This window comes from Nitratireductor kimnyeongensis (assembly GCF_019891395.1).
In the GTDB taxonomy this organism is placed as follows: domain Bacteria; phylum Pseudomonadota; class Alphaproteobacteria; order Rhizobiales; family Rhizobiaceae; genus Nitratireductor; species Nitratireductor kimnyeongensis.
Genome location: NZ_CP078143.1, coordinates 3,308,996 through 3,327,030, shown reverse-complemented (window position 1 = coordinate 3,327,030; position 18,035 = coordinate 3,308,996). Strand labels below are relative to the sequence as shown.

At 60.3% G+C, this 18,035-nt stretch carries 15 protein-coding genes; 6 read left to right on the top strand and 9 right to left on the bottom strand.

Annotated features, from left to right (window positions below):
* The 6 genes from nrdR to KW403_RS15735 form a co-directional block, all read right to left on the bottom strand.
* Complete coding sequence (gene nrdR, locus KW403_RS15760; protein WP_223020381.1) at positions 1–459, bottom strand: transcriptional regulator NrdR; 459 nt, start codon at positions 457–459, stop codon at positions 1–3.
* Between the two features lie 35 nt (positions 460–494).
* Positions 495–1,811: a serine hydroxymethyltransferase gene (gene glyA / locus KW403_RS15755; protein WP_223020380.1), complete on the bottom strand. Its 1,317-nt coding sequence runs from the start codon at positions 1,809–1,811 to the stop codon at positions 495–497.
* A 158-nt stretch (positions 1,812–1,969) separates the two neighbouring features.
* A complete protein-coding gene (locus KW403_RS15750; protein ID WP_223020379.1) occupies positions 1,970–3,223 on the bottom strand; it encodes a L,D-transpeptidase family protein in 1,254 nt (417 codons plus the stop codon).
* Positions 3,224–3,503: 280 nt separating this feature from the next.
* Positions 3,504–4,019 carry a transcriptional regulator LdtR gene (gene ldtR, locus KW403_RS15745; RefSeq protein ID WP_223020378.1) on the bottom strand — a complete coding sequence of 172 codons (516 nt, stop codon included), beginning with the start codon at positions 4,017–4,019 and terminating at the stop codon, positions 3,504–3,506.
* A 214-nt stretch (positions 4,020–4,233) separates the two neighbouring features.
* Entirely contained in the window at positions 4,234–4,659 is a 426-nt protein-coding gene (locus KW403_RS15740) for a DUF6163 family protein (RefSeq protein WP_223020377.1), read from the bottom strand.
* Positions 4,656–5,699 carry an enoyl-CoA hydratase/isomerase family protein gene (locus KW403_RS15735; protein WP_223020376.1) on the bottom strand — a complete coding sequence of 348 codons (1,044 nt, stop codon included), beginning with the start codon at positions 5,697–5,699 and terminating at the stop codon, positions 4,656–4,658. Before KW403_RS15735 ends, KW403_RS15740 begins: the two co-directional genes overlap by 4 nt.
* Positions 5,700–5,861: 162 nt before the next feature.
* Here KW403_RS15735 and hemB point away from each other — a divergent pair, with 162 nt between their 5' ends.
* The 6 genes from hemB (at position 5,862) to KW403_RS15705 (ending at position 11,847) form a co-directional block, all read left to right on the top strand.
* On the top strand, positions 5,862–6,893 hold the full coding sequence (gene hemB, locus KW403_RS15730) for a porphobilinogen synthase (RefSeq protein ID WP_223020375.1): 1,032 nt from the start codon (positions 5,862–5,864) through the stop codon (positions 6,891–6,893).
* Between the two features lie 73 nt (positions 6,894–6,966).
* Positions 6,967–7,434: an RDD family protein gene (locus KW403_RS15725; RefSeq protein WP_223020374.1), complete on the top strand. Its 468-nt coding sequence runs from the start codon at positions 6,967–6,969 to the stop codon at positions 7,432–7,434.
* Positions 7,435–7,545: 111 nt separating this feature from the next.
* Positions 7,546–8,121: an RDD family protein gene (locus KW403_RS15720; protein ID WP_223020373.1), complete on the top strand. Its 576-nt coding sequence runs from the start codon at positions 7,546–7,548 to the stop codon at positions 8,119–8,121.
* Positions 8,122–8,316: 195 nt separating this feature from the next.
* Positions 8,317–10,116 (top strand): SLC13 family permease, encoded by a 1,800-nt coding sequence (locus tag KW403_RS15715; protein ID WP_223020372.1) that lies wholly within the window; start codon positions 8,317–8,319, stop codon positions 10,114–10,116.
* Between the two features lie 24 nt (positions 10,117–10,140).
* Positions 10,141–10,887: an arginyltransferase gene (locus tag KW403_RS15710; RefSeq protein ID WP_223020371.1), complete on the top strand. Its 747-nt coding sequence runs from the start codon at positions 10,141–10,143 to the stop codon at positions 10,885–10,887.
* A gap of 54 nt (positions 10,888–10,941) precedes the next feature.
* Positions 10,942–11,847: a DMT family transporter gene (locus tag KW403_RS15705; protein ID WP_223020370.1), complete on the top strand. Its 906-nt coding sequence runs from the start codon at positions 10,942–10,944 to the stop codon at positions 11,845–11,847.
* Positions 11,848–11,876: 29 nt separating this feature from the next.
* Here the strand turns inward: KW403_RS15705 and KW403_RS15700 are convergent, their stop codons facing one another.
* The 3 genes from KW403_RS15700 to parC form a co-directional block, all read right to left on the bottom strand.
* The gene (locus KW403_RS15700; protein ID WP_223020369.1) at positions 11,877–14,219 is read right to left on the bottom strand and encodes a Tex family protein; all 2,343 of its coding nucleotides are present in this window, start codon (positions 14,217–14,219) and stop codon (positions 11,877–11,879) included.
* A 256-nt stretch (positions 14,220–14,475) separates the two neighbouring features.
* Entirely contained in the window at positions 14,476–15,630 is a 1,155-nt protein-coding gene (gene ampH, locus KW403_RS15695; protein WP_223020368.1) for a D-alanyl-D-alanine-carboxypeptidase/endopeptidase AmpH, read from the bottom strand.
* 50 nt (positions 15,631–15,680) lie between these two features.
* On the bottom strand, positions 15,681–17,939 hold the full coding sequence (gene parC, locus KW403_RS15690) for a DNA topoisomerase IV subunit A (protein ID WP_223020367.1): 2,259 nt from the start codon (positions 17,937–17,939) through the stop codon (positions 15,681–15,683).
* Positions 17,940–18,035 lie beyond the last annotated feature (96 nt).

The window sequence follows — 18,035 nt, the reverse complement described above, 5'->3', positions numbered from 1 at the left end:
TCAGTCCTCTTTGGCCTTGAGCTCGCCCAGCACGTCCTGAAAATCCTTGGCTTCGCGGAAATTGCGATAGACCGAGGCAAAACGCACATAGGCCACGTCATCAAGCGCCTTCAGCGCATCGATGACCAGCAGGCCGATATCGTCGGAGGGAATTTCCGTCTCGCCTGAGCTTTCGAGCTGACGCACGATGCCGGTGACCGCACGTTCCACGCGCTCCGGCTCCACATTGCGTTTTCGAAGTGCGATGTCGAAGGAGCGCATCAGCTTATCGCGGTCAAACGGCACCTTGCGGCCCGACCGCTTGACCACAACCAGATCACGCAGCTGAATGCGTTCGAATGTTGTGAAACGCCCGCCGCAATCGGGACAGGCGCGCCGTCGCCGGATCGCCGCCCCGTCTTCTGCGGGGCGGGAATCCTTTACCTGTGTGTCTTCCGACTGGCAGTAGGGACAGCGCATGATGGGCCCTTGTTCACGAATCCGTTCGTGACTGCTTACCCCAGATAGGGGTAGAGCGGGAAGCGCTCGGTGAGTGCGATCACCTTGTCCTTCACAGCCTGTTCGACCTGGGCGTTGCCTTCATCCGAATTGGCGACCTTGAGACCATCGAGCACCTCGGCGATCAACTGGCCGATTTCGCGGAACTCGGCCGTGCCGAAACCACGCGTGGTGCCGGCCGGCGTGCCAAGGCGAATACCGGAGGTCACGAAGGGCTTTTCGGGGTCGAACGGGATGCCGTTCTTGTTGCAGGTGATGTTGGCGCGGCCAAGAGCTGCCTCTGCGCGTTTGCCGGTGGCGTTCTTGGGACGCAGGTCAACGAGCATGAGATGATTGTCGGTGCCGCCCGATACGATGTCGAGGCCGGTCTCCTTTAGGCTTTCGGCCAGCGCACGGGCGTTTTCCACCACATTGCGCGCATAGGTCTTGAAGTCTGGCTTGAGCGCCTCGCCCAGCGCCACGGCCTTGGCGGCGATCACATGCATGAGCGGACCGCCCTGCAGGCCAGGGAACACGGCCGAATTGAACTTTTTGGCCAATGCTTCATCATTCGTCAGGATCATGCCGCCGCGCGGACCGCGCAGAGATTTGTGCGTCGTGGTGGTCACCACATGGGCGTGCGGCAGCGGCGACGGGTGCTGGCCACCGGCCACGAGGCCGGCAATGTGCGCCATGTCGACCATCAGCCAGGCGCCGATCTCGTCGGCGATCTCGCGGAAACGCTTCCAGTCCCAGACGCGTGAATAGGCGGTGCCGCCAGCCAGAATCAGCTTCGGCTTGTGTTCCTTGGCGAGTCGTTCGACCTCGTCCATGTCGAGCAGGTGATCGTCCTTGCGCACACCGTAGGAGATCGGGTTGAACCACTTGCCGGACATGTTGACCGGTGAGCCATGGGTCAGGTGACCGCCTGAATTCAGGTCGAGCCCCATAAAACTGTCGCCCGGCTGAAGAAGCGCGAGAAACACGGCCTGGTTCATCTGCGAACCGGAATTGGGCTGCACATTGGCGAACTCGCAGCCGAAAAGCTTCTTGGCGCGCTCGACGGCCAGTTCCTCGACGATGTCGACATACTGGCAACCGCCATAATACCGCTTGCCCGGGTAACCTTCCGCATATTTGTTGGTCAGGACCGTTCCCTGCGCTTCCATCACGGCGCGCGAAACGATGTTTTCCGAGGCGATCAGCTCGATCTCGTGACGCTGGCGGCCAAGTTCCTTTCGGATTGCGGAGAAGATTTCCTGGTCGCCGTCTTCGAGCGGCCGGGTGAAGAATGCGTCGGTCTCGCTGGAAGCGGCGGCGGTCGCAATTGCCATGGCGGTGTGTCCCCTTCGATGATGGATCAAATGCGGAAGTGGCGCATCTAGCACTTTTCCCCCGGCCTCACCACGCCTGCCGGCGAAAATTTATACCCCGGAATCGAAAGAGCCGCCCGTTTCCGGGCGGCTGCGGCAATTCATCATGGGCTGGGTGATCAGAGCGCCGTCGAAATCTGCAATTCGCTCGCACCGTCCCGACCATAAATGTCGTCGCGCAGGTGGACTGCACCATCGCCGGTCGACCAGGCGGAGATATAGGTGAAATAGACCGGAACCGCATTGTTGAGCGCGACCCGCACGTCCTCATCGTTCTGGATCGTCTGCTCGATGCGCCGGCGGTCCCAGCCATCAGTCTCGCGCAGGAGCCAGGTGACGAGGTCGCGAACGTTCTGCACACGCACGCAGCCCGACGAATAGAAGCGATCCAGATCGCGGAACAGACCTTGCTGGGGCGTATCATGCATGTAGACGGCATGAGGGTTGGGGAAGTTGATCTTGATCGACGCCATGGCGTTGATCCGGCCCGGATCCTGGCGGAACCGGTATTTCGCCGCATCATCAGTCGACCAATCGACAGTCAACGGGTCCACCTCGCTGCCGTCAGGCGCAATCAGGCGGATATTGTTGTCGGTCAGATAGTTCGGATTTTTGCGCATCAGCGGAATGATGTCCTTGCGGACAATCGACACCGGCGCGTTCCAATAGGGATTGATGATGATCTCGTTGATCTTGGAATTCAGGATCGGTGTCTGCCGGTCGACCTTGCCGACGATCGCCGTATGGCGCAATTCGACGCGTCCGTTGTCAACGGCCTCGATCTCGGCAGCCGGGATGTTGACCGCCACGTAGCGATTGCCGAGGAAGCCCGACATGGAGCGCAGGCGAACCAGGTTCGTTTCAAGCTGACCAAGGCGAATTGCAGCGGGAACATTGAGAGCGGCAAAGGTATGTCGCCCGGTTACCCCATCCGCGGGCAGGCCGTGTCGTGCCTGAAAGCGCTTCACTGCCGCATCGACGTAGGAATCGAACGACTGGGAAATCCCGGCCCGCTGGGAAAGATCGCCGGAAATCATGAGACGGCGGCGAAGGATCTCCACATTGGGGTCGACCACGCCGAGTTCCAGTTTCTTGTCATCGGGCACACGCGGCCAGCCACCCTGCGAAACGATGTTGGAATATTCCATGATCGCACGCTCGAGATGGGCAACCGTTTCCTGGCTGAAGATCGGAAGGTTGGACGTCACCTTGCCTCCGCTGCTGGCCCGGGCATCGAACTGATCGCTCCAGGCGCCGCGCCGCGGCGAACGGATGATTGCCTCGATCAGGTCCTGAGCGTTGGCGGCTCCGGTCATCGCTGCCGTAGCGGCCGCGCCGGCCCCGGTTAAAAACATGCGGCGGTTCGTCTTCATACGCGTATCCATGCTCTCTAGGGTCCAGCCCCTTCAAAGGTGCTGCATGCAGTCCTGCAGCCTTAGATGCCGCAACTGCGTTAAGATTCCGCGAACCCTGATCAAAAATTGGCGCAACTTCTGCCACGCGGTCTTCAGATGGCTCAATTCCACCGGATTATGACCTTAACGTGACCGCACGTCACTTTGAGCGCGATAACAAACACGTGAAGGCCGGCGTCCCGCCACGCCGGCCTTCATTGGCTGCACACCGGCGCGCAGCCAGGTGATCAAGATGAGACTACATGCGATATGCGATCGAGTCGTTCCAGAAGCGATCCAGCCGCTGCAGGGCGCGATTCATCTGGCTGAACTCGTCAGGACTGATACCACCCACCTGCTCGATGGAGCCGATATGGCGATTGTAGAGCCCCTCGACCACCTTTGCGATCTGTACGCCCTTGGGCGTCAGGCTGATGCGTACCGAACGACGGTCGACACGCGAGCGCTGGTGGTTGACAAAGCCGAGATCAACCAGTTTCTTGAGGTTGTAGGACACGTTGGAGCCGAGATAGTAGCCACGTGAGCGCAGCTCGCCGGCCGTCAGTTCCGTGTCACCAATGTTGAACAGCAGCAATGCCTGGATGGCGTTGATATCGCTGCGTCCGTTGCGCTCGAACTCGTCCTTGATCACGTCGAGCAGACGGCGGTGCAGTCGCTCCACGAGCTGGAGAGATTCAAGATAAAGAGAACGCAGTGCATCTTTGCGTTCTTCATTCGTAGCGGCAGGTTTCGCCGCGGGTCGCGAAGTATTCATAACTAAAGCCTCTCGTTTGACGCCGGTGATTTTTGTTTTTTGTCTCACCTTGGCCTGACCCTATCGAATGCTTCTAAAATTCGACTTAAACACTAGCCTTAACAACGCCTTACAAAAGTCGACCCTGCAAATACAGCTAACAGCCGGTAAATCGGGCTGCGAGCATTCAATGAAAGCTTGAGAGAAACGATGGCGGCGGCCAGCACGTCGGGCGCTAGTGCATGGCTCTGCGTTTGCTTCGATAACGGGCAAAACGCAGAGCGCCGTAGCTGACGGCCACCATGAGGTGAAAGCCGATCAGCGGATAGTTATCTCCGAAGAGATCCGGCATCGCGCCATACATCACCACCTCTGCGGCTGCACACAGAAACCAGATGACGGCGCCCCAAGGAGCGATTAGCCAGAGACCGACCGAAGCAAAGGGGTAGATAACGGCGAGAATGACACTGGCGACCTGCCAATGGACCGGCATCAGATCAAAGCGCCACATCAGCCCTGGATAAAACCCCAAAAGCCGGACCCAATAAAACAGCCCCATGGTCAGGCAGGCCAGCGCGATCGCTCGATGGAACCCGGAATAGACGCCGTCGAGTTGCGACGGGCGCGAGGACGTCAGGCCCGATAGGGTCTCGCCGTTCACAACTTCAACTCCCCTTCGGGCAATGGCGCGAAGTATGAGTTGATGTATTCTTCGCTGATCTCGCCCAGTGTTTCCGGTTGCCAGCGCGGGGTGCTGCCCTTTTCCACCAACACCGCGCGGATGCCCTCGTAGAAATCATGCCCGGCAAGCATCCGGTTGAGGATTCGAAATTCCATGGTCATGCACTCATCCATTTCCAGCATGGCGCCTGCCCGCACCTGGCGGAACGCGACACAAAGGCTGGTGGGGGAGCGCTTTTCAATCGTCGCCAGGGTCTGATGCGCCCAGTCGTCCTGATCGCCGGACAGCGAATCCAGGATTTCGGTCAGGCTTTCGAAAGAAAAATGGCGCGCAATCGCATGTCTGATCCCCTCGTTCAGTTCCGGCTCTGGTGCGACAGCAAACAAAGAGAGTGTCCCGTCAACATTGTCTGTTTCACACAATGCTTCGGTGAGTGCTGAAAGATTCCCGGCATCGACCGAGTGCGTTGCCAGCCCCGCCGCGCAGGCATCGCCACGACGAATGCGGTTGCCGGTCAGGGCGAGGTACATGCCCAGTTCACCGGGCAAGCGCGACAGGAGGTGACTGCCCCCAACATCGGGGAAGAAACCGATTCCCACTTCAGGCATTGCGAAAACCGCATTTTCGGTCATCACACGATGGGAGCCATGGAAAGAGACGCCGACACCTCCGCCCATGACGATACCGTCGATCAACGCGATATAGGGTTTTGGAAATCGAGCTATCGCGGCGTTGAGCCGGTACTCGTCCGCAAAGAAGTCCGGGCTGGCCTCTCCTTCGAGCCCGGCACGGTAGACATCCAGAATGTCTCCCCCCGCCGAAAAGGCGCGTCCCTCCCCGCGAATGATCACACGTTCGATTGCCGTGTCGGCCTCCCAGGCCGAAAGCGCCCGCGCAAGCGCGCTGACCATGCCATGATTGATCGCGTTCAACGATGCAGGCCGGGAAAGGGTCACGATGCCGGCACGCCCGACCTGTTCGAACAGGATATCTCCAGCGCCACCGAAATCGACCTTCACCGGAACCCCCAATCGTTGCAGAAGCAGCAAACCCTTTAAGGTGATTATTCGCCGCTACCGGGGCCGTCAATGCTATAAGCGGATGCGACCACAGGACACCGGACGCGGACTTGGACCGGTTTTACCTGCATGATAGAGAGACGCCACACTGGAGTCGAAGCCGTGAACAAGTTTTCCAGCACCATCAAAAGTCTGAGCGCCCGGCGCACCGTGGACGAGATTACCGGGGGCCGCCGTCTGCGCAGATCCCGAAAAGCGGAGTGGTCACGCCGCCTTGTGCGCGAGACCCACCTGACCGTCGATGACCTTATCTGGCCGCTCTTTCTGATGGAGGGCGAGAACCGGCAGGAGCCGCTGGAAGCCATGCCCGGCGTCATGCGGCACACGGTCGATCATGCGGTAAAACAGGCGGAGCGCGCAGCGAAACTCGGCATACCTGCGATCGCCACCTTCCCCAATATCGATCCCGCACGTAAGGATGAAACCGGCTCACACAGCCTCGACCCCGACAATCTGATCAATCGGGCCACGCGTGCGATCAAGGATGCGGTGCCGGAAATCGGCGTGATAACCGATGTGGCACTCGATCCGTTCACGAGCCATGGCCATGACGGGATTCTGCGCGATGGCGAGATCGTCAACGATGACACCGTCGCCCTCATCGCCATGGCTGCCGTCGGCCAGGCCGCCGCAGGCGCCGACATCATCGCACCTTCCGACATGATGGATGGCCGCGTCGGAGCGATCCGTGATGCGCTCGATCAGAATGGATTCCACAATGTCGCTATCATGTCCTATGCGACCAAGTTCGCTTCCGCCTTCTACGGGCCATATAGGGAGGCGATTGGTACGGGCGGCCTTTTGAAGGGCGACAAGAAGACCTACTACATTGACCCTGCGAACAGTGACGAGGCCATCCGGGAAGCCGAACAGGATCTCTTGGAAGGAGCGGACATGCTGATGGTGAAGCCGGGACTTCCCTATCTCGACATCGCCCGCAGGCTGAAAGACACGTTTGCCGTTCCGACCTTCGCCTACCAGGTTTCCGGAGAGTACGCGATGATCAAGGCCGCGGGGGCCAATGGTTGGATTGATGGCGAGAAAGCCATGATTGAAAGCCTCCTCGCCTTCAAGCGAGCCGGTTGCGATGGAATTCTGACCTATTTCGCTCCCGAAATGGCGGAATTGCTCTGATTTCGTACTGAAAAGCTTGAACCACAGGCAAGGCTCCCCATCTGAGCGCTGAACCAACCGAAAGGCATTGTTCATGACAGCCCGGCCTCTTGATGGCGAAATCCTGAATACTGCTCAGGATGATGGATCTCTTTATCGCGGTGTTCGAACGCGCCGTATCGTAGCGTTTTTCATCGACTATTTGCTGATCGGGTTGATGATGATTCCGGTGGCCATCGTCGTTGCCCTGCTGGGTGTAATGACGCTCGGCCTCGGCTGGCTGCTGTTCGGTATTCTCGCGCCCCTCACCGCCCTCCTCTATGTGGCCATGACGTTGGGTGGCCGCAGCCAGGCGACGCTTGGAATGCAATTCATGGATATTCGGCTTGCACGCCTTGATGGCGGGCGCGTCGATGCGCTTCTGGCTGTGGTTCACACGGTGCTGTTCTGGGCCGGCAATGCAATCCTGTCCCCGCTTATCCTTCTTGCGAGCCTTTTTTTGGATCACAAGCGCACCGTGCACGACCTGCTCTTGGGAACCGTCGTCGTCCGCTCCAGCTGATCACCCTTAAAAGTTGTATTATTAACGAAGCTATTTACTTTAGGTTTATACCTCACCGATACCGCTGTACCTTCATGTCTCAGGGGCGTGTTCGATACAGCGAGTATTTCGATGCCCCATGCTTCTGACCATGCCCATCCGTTTGAGACGGCCTCCGAGAGCCGCAGAACGGAAATTCACATCCGGCAGGGAGGTTGGCTTCACCTTCGCCGGGTTCTGGCGCTGTTCATCGATTATGCGCTCTACGCGACCTTGGCCTTCAGCCTTGCCGTGGCTGCGACGATGCTGATGGAACGGATGACCGGGATAGGAGGAGCGCAATTCGCATCCCACGGGTTTTCCGAACAATCGGTCAACGCGTTCTATACGCTGTCTGCGGCGTTCGCCTCTGTGACGACGTTGGCCATCGTCGTCATCTATGTCGGCTTAACCTTGGGAGGCCGTCGCCAGGCGACACTCGGGATGCGCATTCTCGGATTGCGACTTGAGCGCCTCGACAATACGAAGATCACGGCCCGGTATGGGATTGCACATTTTCTGTTGTTTCTGGCGACCGCGACGATCTTCACGCCGCTCGTCCTGTTTGCTCCCTTCGTTCTGACAAACAGACAGACCCTTCATGACCGGTTGCTCGACATTGTTATTCTCGGGTCAGCCGAAAATCTCATCCCCGGGGCGAAACTCTGAAGCCTGATGGGAAGGTCCGGTAACGGCAAGCAATAATCTTCCCTCACGGAGGCGGACGATCCCTCGCTTTTGTTCGGCTTTTCACTGCACGGAACAAATCCATGCTTGCGGCGCGCCTGCCCGTGCTTATTCTCCTCAGCAGATTGCAGGCGCAAATCATCGCCTGCGTTGACAGCGTCAAGCGACGGGACCTGCATGGCCGAATTTCATCTCTGGGCGACTTACGCGATCATTCTAGTGACAGTCGCTGCCTATGTCAGTGAGCGCTTCACGCTGGAGAGCGTCGCCCTTGGCAGTTTGGTCGCCTTTTTGGTGCTCTTCGCGTTCGTTCCCTATGAAGGCGCCGCCGGTGCCCTGCCACCCGATGAGCTTCTCTCGGGCTTTGCCAATCCTGCGCTCGCAACGGTCCTGGCGCTGCTGATCGTCGGACAGGGGCTGTTCGCAACGGATGCACTCGACAAACCAGCACGCATATTGGCGAAATCCGCGGGAAGTTCGAGCACGCGAACCATCATCATAACGCTGGTCACAGCGGCGATGCTAAGCGCCATTCTCAACAACACCCCTGTGGTCGTCATCTTCATTCCGGTTCTCATCGTCTTTGCCGCGCAGCGCAATTTCCCGGTTTCCAAAGCGCTAATGCCCCTTTCCTTCATGACCATTCTCGGGGGCATGACGACACTGATCGGCTCTTCCACCAATCTGCTTGTGGCCGGCGTGGCGGGCAAAGCCGGCATTCCGATCGGTTTCTTCGACATCACCATGCCTGGTCTGCTTTTGGCGGCTGCAGGAGCGCTTTACGTCTTCTTCATCATGCCCCGGATCCTGCGCGATTCGAGCAGTGAAAAAACATTCCGTCAGATGCAGTCTGGAACCCAGTTCATCGGCGAAATTCGCCTGGTGCCGGGCCACCCCTTCATCGGAAAGGAATCGAAGGCCGGCCTGTTTCAGGGCTTGGGCGACCTCACGCCTCGTCTTATCGTTCGGCGGGGAATGAGCTTTCATCCGCCTTTCGAGAATGTGGTGCTGTCTGAGGGGGACCGCCTCATGGTAACGGCCACGCGCCGCGCCTTCACGCAGGCGCTCTCTCATGGCGCGGCCGGACATATCGCTGAAGCGGAGACGACCACTGTCGGGCCCGATTATCACATTGCCGAAGCGGTCATTCCTCCAGGTTCCCGCCATGCCGGGCGGACCATTCGCAATGCGGGGATCGAGACCGAGCATAGTGTTCACATGCTGGGCGTGCAGCGCAAAAGCCGAATGGGGCGCACCCCGGTCTCCGACATACGACTTGAGCCAGGCGACACCATTCTCGTCGGCGGCACAGACAGAGCACTCGAAGATCTGCGTGAAAGTCACGACCTTCTGGTCCTCGAATGGTCTGCCGAACCTGTGCCCCAGCGCAGAAAGGCCTGGATCGCCTTCGTGATTTTCGCCGGCATCGTTGTTACGGCAGCATTCGATATCGCTCCCATCGTCGCCACCGCCATCGCCGGAGCCTTTGCGATGATCGCCACAGGTTGCCTGACACTCGCCCAGGCCGGCCGTGCCTTCGACCGACAGATCTTCCTGCTGGTCGGCTCAGCTATCGCCGCCGCTACGGCGCTGGAGCGCACCGGCGGCGCACAACTCATTGCCGATGCCGCCGTTTCCGCACTCGAGGGACAAGCGCCGGCAATCATTCTCTCGGGCTATTTTGGTGTGGTCGCCATTCTGACCAATTTCCTTTCCAACAATGCCACAGCTGTTCTGTTCACCCCGATCGCGCTTGGAATTTCTGCTGCCATCGGTGCACCGCCGGAAGCGTTTATCGCCGCAACGATTTTTGCCGCGAACTGCTCGTTTGCAACGCCGATCGGCTACCAGACAAACCTCATGGTGATGGGTCCCGGTCACTACTCTTTCCGCGATTTCATCAAGGCCGGCATGCCTCTGGTAGCGATTATTTGGTTGACGTTTTCGTTTGTCGGGCCATGGTATTACGGGCTTTAGGATCAGGAGTGACGCCCTACCGACATGACGCAGCAACCCGCCCAATCGCCGCAGTTCTTTCTGACCGCTCCCTCCCCCTGCCCTTATCTGGAAGGACAGTTCGAGCGGAAGGTTTTCACCCATCTGGTGGGGGACAAGGCACCTGAACTGAACGATTTGCTGACCCAGGGTGGCTTCCGCCGCTCGCAGAACATCGCCTACCGCCCCGCCTGCGAGACGTGTCGGGCGTGCGTTTCGGTGCGCATTCTCGCGCAGGAATTTCAGCCGACAAAAAACATGAAGCGCATTCTCCGGCAGAATGCCGATCTCATCGGCACCGCCCACGATGCCGAACCGTCCACCGAGCAATACACGCTCTTCCGCTCCTATCTCGACGCCCGGCACAAAAAGGGCGGCATGTCGGACATGACCGTGCTCGACTACGCGATGATGGTCGAAGACACCCATGTCAGTACACAGGTCATTGAATATCGCCGCCGCGGACCTGACAGTTTTATCACCGGAAAGGGTCAGGGCGAATTGATGGCCGTCGCCCTCACCGACACCATGGGTGACGGGCTTTCCATGGTCTACTCCTTCTTCAACCCCGAACTCACCGACCGATCGCTCGGCACATTCATGATCCTGGATCACATCAACCGAGCAGTCGCTGCCGGTCTGCCGCATGTCTATCTGGGCTACTGGGTCAATGGATCGCGCAAAATGGCGTATAAGGTGCGCTTCAAGCCGCAGGAGCATCTGGGCCCGCAGGGATGGGAACGTGTCGACTGAAGGGCGCAACCACCGCCCCGCCTGCATCTGACACGCCTTCCCGGAAAAGTTCTCATGTCCACTCCATCGCACTCCTCCCACGCCAAGGGTCTTGCGCTGACTGCCTTCGGCGGCATGGCGCTCACCATCGACATTCCGCTGATCCGGCTGGCGGATGGCGATCCGTGGCCGATCCTGATGGTGCGGAGTGCATTGACGGTCACCGTGGCGTTGACCGTGTGGTTCGTATGGCGTCTTTTCTCGCGCAATGTCCCGCCGCTCATTCCCGGCCGTGTGGGCCTCGTGGTCGCTGCCCTTTATGCGCTCTCCGCGCTCTGCTTCATCACGGCCGTCTACAATACCTCGACGGCGAACCTCGTTTTCATTCTCGCCTTCAATTCGATGTTTGCAGCACTGCTGTCATGGCTCTTCCTCAAGGAGAGGCCTAGGCCCGTCACGCTTGCCGCCATGGGAGTGATGATGATCGGTGTCCTGATCATCGTGGGGGGCGGCATCGGGGCCGGCAACCTGTTCGGCGATGTCATGGCGCTCAGTGCCGCGTTCCTGCTGGCCACCGCGATCACCATCACGCGCGGCAGCGGTCGCGATATGGGGTTTGCAGCACTCGTGGCGGTGGCGCTCCCCTGCCTTGTCGCTGTGATCATGACTGCCAGAACCGGCTACCGCATCGAGGCACCCTGGTGGATTGTCCTCAACGGTGCGGTGATCATGCCCATCTCGTTCTTTTGCCTGTCCAACGGCCCCAAATACATTTCAGGTCCGGAAGTGGCGATGTTCTATCTTCTCGAAACGGTGCTGGCGCCAGTCTGGGTGTGGCTGATCTTTTCCGAGGTGCCGAGCCGTGCCACCCTCATCGGCGGCACGATTCTCATCGTCACACTGGTCGCCCATTCGCTGTGGCAACTGCACTCAGGGCGCAAACGGCGGCTGGCGCAAGGCGTGGTGCGCCATCCGCTTTAGCGCGAAGAGCGCCCCTTGCGAGGCCGCCGCTATTTCTTCTTCATCGCCTGAGCCAGCGCAGCCGCCAGCGCACCTTGCGTTTCACCAGCGTGCCCGCCCGGCTTGCCCTTGCCATTGCGTGGCATCGCGCCACGGGCGGGCTTGCCCTGATCGCGCGGACGACCAGCACCAGCTCCGCCACCGGCCGCTCCCCCGGCTGTGCTGCCTGCGTCCTTGCGCATGGAAAGGCTGATGCGCTTGCGCTTGATGTCCACCTCAAGCACCCGCACCTTCACCACGTCTCCGGCCTTCACCACCTCATGGGCATCTTTCACGAAACGGTCGGCAAGCTGAGAAACATGCACAAGTCCGTCCTGATGCACGCCGATGTCGACGAAGGCGCCGAAGGCGGCAACATTGGTCACCGTACCTTCAAGGCTCATGCCCGGCTTCAGATCCTTGATGTCGTCGATGCCTTCGGCGAACGTCGCCGTGCGGAAGGCCGGGCGCGGGTCGCGGCCCGGCTTTTCAAGTTCGGCGATGATGTCGCGCACCGTTGGCAGGCCGAAACGTTCGTCCACGAAAACGCGCGGATCGAGCGCCTTGAGCGCGTCCGCATCGCCCATCAGTGAACGCACATCGCGCCCGCAGGAGGAAACGATCTTGCGCGCCACGCCATAGGCCTCCGGGTGGACGGACGAAGCGTCGAGCGGCTCCGCTCCGTTCTGGATGCGCAGGAAGCCGGCACATTGCTCAAATGTGCGCTGGCCGAGCCGCGCCACCTCCAGAAGCTGTTTGCGGCTGGAAAAGGCCCCATGTGCATCGCGGTGGGATACGATCGCCTCGGCAATCGATTCTCCAAGGCCGGAAACCCGCGCCAGCAGCGATTTCGATGCCGTGTTCAGATCGACGCCCACCGCATTCACCGCATCCTCCACCACCGCATCGAGAGCCTTTGCCAATCGATACTGGTCCACATCGTGCTGATACTGGCCGACACCGATGGATTTCGGCTCGATCTTCACAAGCTCCGCCAGCGGATCCTGCAAGCGGCGGGCGATGGAGACCGCCCCGCGCAGCGACACGTCGAGATTGGGAAATTCGGCTGCTGCCGTGGGAGAAGCGGAATAGACCGAAGCGCCCGCCTCCGACACCACCACCTTGAACGGTCTGGGAGCCGGCATGTCGGAGAGCATGTCGGCCACCATCTTCTCGGTCTCTCGGCTGGCCGTTCCATTGCCGATAGCGATGAGTTCGACACCGTGCATTCGCACGAGCGCGGAAAGCGCCGCCTGGCTTCCGCGCAGATCGTTTCGTGGCGGGAAGGGATAGACCGTTTCCGTATCGAGCAGCTTGCCGGTGGCATCCACTACCGCGACCTTCACCCCTGTGCGGATACCCGGATCAAGTCCCATCGTCGCGCGTGTCCCGGCAGGGGCAGCCAGAAGCAGATCTTTCAGGTTGCGGGCAAAGACATTGATCGCCTCTTCCTCGGCCCTCTCCCGAAGGTCGCGCATCAGGTCAAGACTGAGATGGAGGAAGAGCTTGACCCGCCATGTCCATCCGGCGACCTCCATCAGCCACTGGTCGCCGGGAAGCGTGCCGCCGATCTCATAGGCTGCAGCGATCATGCGCACGGCCGGTTTCAACGGGCTGGTGTCGTCCGTGTCCACTTCCAGATCGAGCGCCAGCACGTCCTCATTGCGGCCGCGCAGCATGGCGAGCGCACGGTGGCTCGGGACGCCCGCCCAGCGCTCTGAATGATCAAAATAATCGGAAAATTTCGCGCCGGTCTCTTCCTTGCCCTCGACCACGCGGGCGCGCAAGACAGCACGCTCTTTCATGTGGTTGCGCAACTGGCCGACCAGATCGGCGTTTTCCGCGAACTGTTCGGCCAGTATGTCGCGCGCGCCCTCGAGCGCCGCCTTTTCATCCGTCACCTCTTCGCCCAGATAATCCTTCGCAAGGTCTGCTGGCACCTTTGAGCGATCCGCCAGAATGGCCTCGGCAAGCGGCCCCAGCCCGCGCTCGCGTGCAATCTGCGCCTTGGTGCGCCGCTTGGGCTTGTAGGGGAGATAGATGTCCTCCAGTTCCGCCTTGGTGGCAGCGGCAGCGATCTTCGTCTCCAGTTCCGGCGTCAGCTTGCCCTGCTCGCGGATAGAGCCGAGGATCGTGTCGCGCCGCTGGTCGAGCTCGCGCAGATAGGAAAGACGCTCCGAGAGCGTGCGCAACTGCGTGTCGTCGAGCCCGCCGGTCACCTCCTTGCGGTAGCGCGCGATGAACGGGACGGTTGCCCCCTCGTCCAGAAGGCCGATCGCGGCCTGCGCCTGCTCCGGTTTGGCGCTGATTTCGGCGGCGATGAGGGTGGCGATGCGTTTGGCGTTTGCGGACATGGACTTTCCTGAATCGATTGGTGCGGCGAAGATAGTGGCATTCGCCGCAGCCTGCCGCTCACAAGAAGCGCTTTTCCACAATCGCGGACGTGAAGGGACAAGGTGCGCCGAGAGGGCGTGCGTCCCTCGACAAGCTCAGGATGAGGAGGGATAGAGCACGCCATCCAGAAATGAGATGATTGGCTCCATCCTCCCTCATCCTGAGCTTGTCGAAGGACGCACGAAGCCCGTGCCGGCGATCATACCGGCGCGCACCTCAACGTGGTGCAAGGTCGGAAATCAGGCCGTTCACAACCTCCGCCATCAGCATTGAGGCAGAAAAATCGAACTCGTTGATCGCCACGAACACGCCCACCCCGCGCGTCGGGGCAAAGGCGTGATAGACGAACATGCCTTGCAGGCCGCCCGCTTTCTGCAGAATCAGCGGACGGTCGCCCTCCGGCTGCATAACGATCCAGCCCAGCCCCATCGCGTCCATCTGGCCGGATTCGTCAAACCCGTAGGTGGGGTCGAGCGCATCGCGCTGCACATAGGCCGCGTGATCGAGAAACCGCATCTCCGCCATTTCCGGTGAAAAGCGGTCGAGATGCCATTTCAGCCACTTCACCATGTCGTTGGCGGTGGTATAGAGCCCGCTTGCTCCGGACATGACAGGCGTGTTGGGCACATCGGGCAGCGGCGAGCCATCGAAATTATGCCCCTGCATCAGCCGGTCACGGTCACCCTCGGAGGGGGTAAAGGTCGTGTCCGTCATGCCGATCGGCTCTAGAACACGCTCTGCAAGCAGCGCATCATAAGGCTTGCCGGCGGCAGAGCCGAGAGCGGCGGCCAGCATGTCAAAGCCGAAATTGGAGTAGAGCCCGCCGGTTCCCGCCGGAAAGAGCTGAACCCCCTCGGCAAGCGCCTTCTCATAGGTTTCTTTCGTCAGCGTGGAGAAAGGATCATTCTCCGGCCCCGGCTCCCTGTCGACCTCGCGCGGCAGGCCGGAGGTGTGCGTTGCAAGATCGATCAGGCGGATAGGCTTGTCGTCCAAGGCCGGCACGGTCACGTCCCAATCGAGGTGGTCCTGAAGCCGGTCGGTGAACTTCACCGTTCCTTCGGCAGCAAGACTTGCCAGGACGGCGCCGGTGAACACCTTCGTCACCGAGCCGACTCGCATAAGCGTATCCCCGTTCGGCGTCTTGCCGTTTCCTGTGGCCGTCTCGCCGAAACCAAAGACCGCCGTTTCTCCATTGCGCACCGCGCCGATCACCAGACCAGGCACATCGGTCTGCAGGTAGAGTACCTGGCCGGAGAATTCGACCGCATCGCTCAACACCCCATCCTGTGCGAAAGAGGACTGCACCAGGCTGATCGATCCAGCCAGCGCAAACGCGACAGCCCGAAGCCCCCTTCCGTTCCAGTGCAGCATCTCACCCCTCCTCTTTCTGCGCGATGTCGTTCAGGTTTGGCTTGCAGTCCTCATCCGAATTTGCCGGTGCGCGGAAAGCCCTTCGGCGCCATCCGGCCGGCGGCAGCACGGTTGCCCATCCATTCGGTGAGTTCCTCGCGTGTCTTGACGAAGGTTCGGTCAGCCGAATCCTTCCACGAAAGCCCCTCGTCCATGGCGAAGGTCTTGATGTCGGAAACGCCGCCATCCTTGTAGCGCTGCAGGCGCACGCCCTTGCCGCGCGTCATTTCCGGCACTTCGGACAGCGGGAAAACGAGCAGCTTGCGGTTCTGGCCGACAACAGCCACATGGTCGCCCGAAACCGGCAGGCAGAGCTTGGTCTCGTCCGGGGCTTTCACATTCATCACCTGCTTGCCCTTGCGGGTGTTGGCGACGATCTCCTTCTCGGCAACAACGAAACCGTTGCCCGCGTGGGATGCAACGAGAAGCTTCCTTTCGGGATCATGTGGAAAAGCAGTTACGATGGCTTGATCATTCTCCATGTCGACCATGATGCGCACCGGCTCTCCATGGCCGCGACCGCCGGGCAGACGGTCGGCGCCAATGGTGAACACCTTGCCGCCGGTGGTGAAGAGCAGGATCTTGTCGGTCGTCTGCGCATGGAAAGCGATCTTGAGACTGTCGCCCTCCTTGAAGGACAGAGTCGAAAAATCGGCCAGATGCCCCTTCATGGCGCGCAGCCAGCCTTTTTCGGAAAGCACGACGGTGATCGGTTCACGTTCGATCAGCGCTTCATGCACCTCTTCCAGATCGTGCTCCGGCGCTTCGGCAAAGGTGGTGCGGCGCTTGCCCAAAGCCGGATTCTTCTCCGGATCGAAGGTCTGGCGCACCTTGGCCACTTCCCAGCGCACCGTCTTCCATTGGCGTGCGGTAGATGCAAGCAGCGCCTCGATGCCTTCCTTCTCTTCGGAAAGCTTCTCGAATTCCTTGCGAATCTCGAATTCCTCGAGCTTGCGCAGGGCGCGCAGGCGCATGTTGAGGATCGCCTCGGCCTGCGTGTCTGTCAGCTCGAAGCGCGCGATCATCACCTTTTTGGGCTCATCCTCCTCGCGGATGATGCGGATGACCTCGTCAATGTTGAGATAGGCAACCAGATAACCGGCGAGGATTTCCAGCCGCTTCTCGATTTCTGCCAGCCTGTGACGCGAGCGGCGCAGAAGCACGTCCCGGCGATGGTCCAGCCATTCGCGCAACACTTGCTTGAGCGAGAGCACACCCGGCACCTTGCCGCGCGAAAGCACATTCATGTTGAGCGGGAAGCGGCTTTCCAGATCGGTCAGCTTGAAAACCGATTCCATCAGCAGTTCGGCAGCCACGGTACGGCTCTTTGGTACCAGAACGACGCGGATGTCTTCCGCGCTCTCGTCGCGAATGTCTTCCAGCAGCGGCAGCCGGCGCGAAATGATCAGTTCGGCGATCTTCTCGATCAACCGCGATTTCTGCACGCCATAGGGAATTTCGGTGACCACGGCCGTCCACATGCCGCGCCCCTGATCTTCCTTGTGCCAGCGCGCCCGCACGCGGAAGCCGCCGCGGCCGGTCGCATAGGCCTCGCGGATCGACGCCTGATCCTCGACAATGATGCCGCCGGTCGGAAAATCCGGCCCCTTGACGAATTCCAGCAGCCGTTCGGGGGCCACGTCCGGATCGTCAATGACGGCCAGCGCCGCATCGCAGACCTCGGCCGCGTTGTGCGGCGGGATCGAGGTGGCCATGCCCACAGCAATGCCCGAAGAACCATTGCACAAAAGGTTCGGGAAGGCGCCGGGGAGCACGGTCGGCTCCTCGTCTTCCTCATTGTATGTCATGCGGAAATCGACTGCATCCTCGGTGATGCCGGTCAGGATTTCCGAGGCAACCTCGGTCATGCGCGCTTCGGTGTAGCGCATGGCGGCCGCGTTATCGCCGTCGATGTTGCCGAAATTGCCCTGCCCGTCGACCAGCGGATAGCGCATTGAAAAGGGCTGCGCCAGGCGCACCAGCGCATCATAGATCGATTGATCGCCATGCGGGTGGAACTTGCCCATCACGTCGCCGACGATGCGGGCGCATTTGGCAAAACCCTGATCGGGGCTCAGACGCAGAAGCCGCATCGTGTGGACGATGCGCCGATGCACGGGCTTCAACCCGTCGCGCACATCGGGCAGAGCACGATGCATGATCGTCGACAGCGCATAGGCGAGATAGCGCTCTTCAAGCGCCTTTTTCAGATCAACCGGCTCGACGGCATCACCGCCATCGCCACCGGGCGGAAGCAAATCTTTTCCCATGGTCTGGGGTTAGACCAGAGGGTGATTCGCGGCAAGGGGGGAGTAGCGAAAGGGATACCACAGCACCGTCAAGGCAGGCATCCTTGAACACCATCC

Excerpts from the sequence above, each read along its gene's own strand:
- nrdR (WP_223020381.1), bottom strand. The coding sequence starts at position 459 with ATGCGCTGTCCCTACTGCCAGTCGGAAGACACACAGGTAAAGGATTCC.
- glyA (WP_223020380.1), bottom strand. The coding sequence starts at position 1,811 with ATGGCAATTGCGACCGCCGCCGCTTCCAGCGAGACCGACGCATTCTTC.
- KW403_RS15750 (WP_223020379.1), bottom strand. The coding sequence starts at position 3,223 with ATGAAGACGAACCGCCGCATGTTTTTAACCGGGGCCGGCGCGGCCGCT.
- ldtR (WP_223020378.1), bottom strand. The coding sequence starts at position 4,019 with ATGAATACTTCGCGACCCGCGGCGAAACCTGCCGCTACGAATGAAGAA.
- KW403_RS15725 (WP_223020374.1), top strand. The coding sequence starts at position 6,967 with ATGACAGCCCGGCCTCTTGATGGCGAAATCCTGAATACTGCTCAGGAT.
- KW403_RS15720 (WP_223020373.1), top strand. The coding sequence starts at position 7,546 with ATGCCCCATGCTTCTGACCATGCCCATCCGTTTGAGACGGCCTCCGAG.
- KW403_RS15715 (WP_223020372.1), top strand. The coding sequence starts at position 8,317 with ATGGCCGAATTTCATCTCTGGGCGACTTACGCGATCATTCTAGTGACA.
- KW403_RS15710 (WP_223020371.1), top strand. The coding sequence starts at position 10,141 with ATGACGCAGCAACCCGCCCAATCGCCGCAGTTCTTTCTGACCGCTCCC.
- KW403_RS15705 (WP_223020370.1), top strand. The coding sequence starts at position 10,942 with ATGTCCACTCCATCGCACTCCTCCCACGCCAAGGGTCTTGCGCTGACT.
- KW403_RS15700 (WP_223020369.1), bottom strand. The coding sequence starts at position 14,219 with ATGTCCGCAAACGCCAAACGCATCGCCACCCTCATCGCCGCCGAAATC.
- ampH (WP_223020368.1), bottom strand. The coding sequence starts at position 15,630 with ATGCTGCACTGGAACGGAAGGGGGCTTCGGGCTGTCGCGTTTGCGCTG.
- parC (WP_223020367.1), bottom strand. The coding sequence starts at position 17,939 with ATGGGAAAAGATTTGCTTCCGCCCGGTGGCGATGGCGGTGATGCCGTC.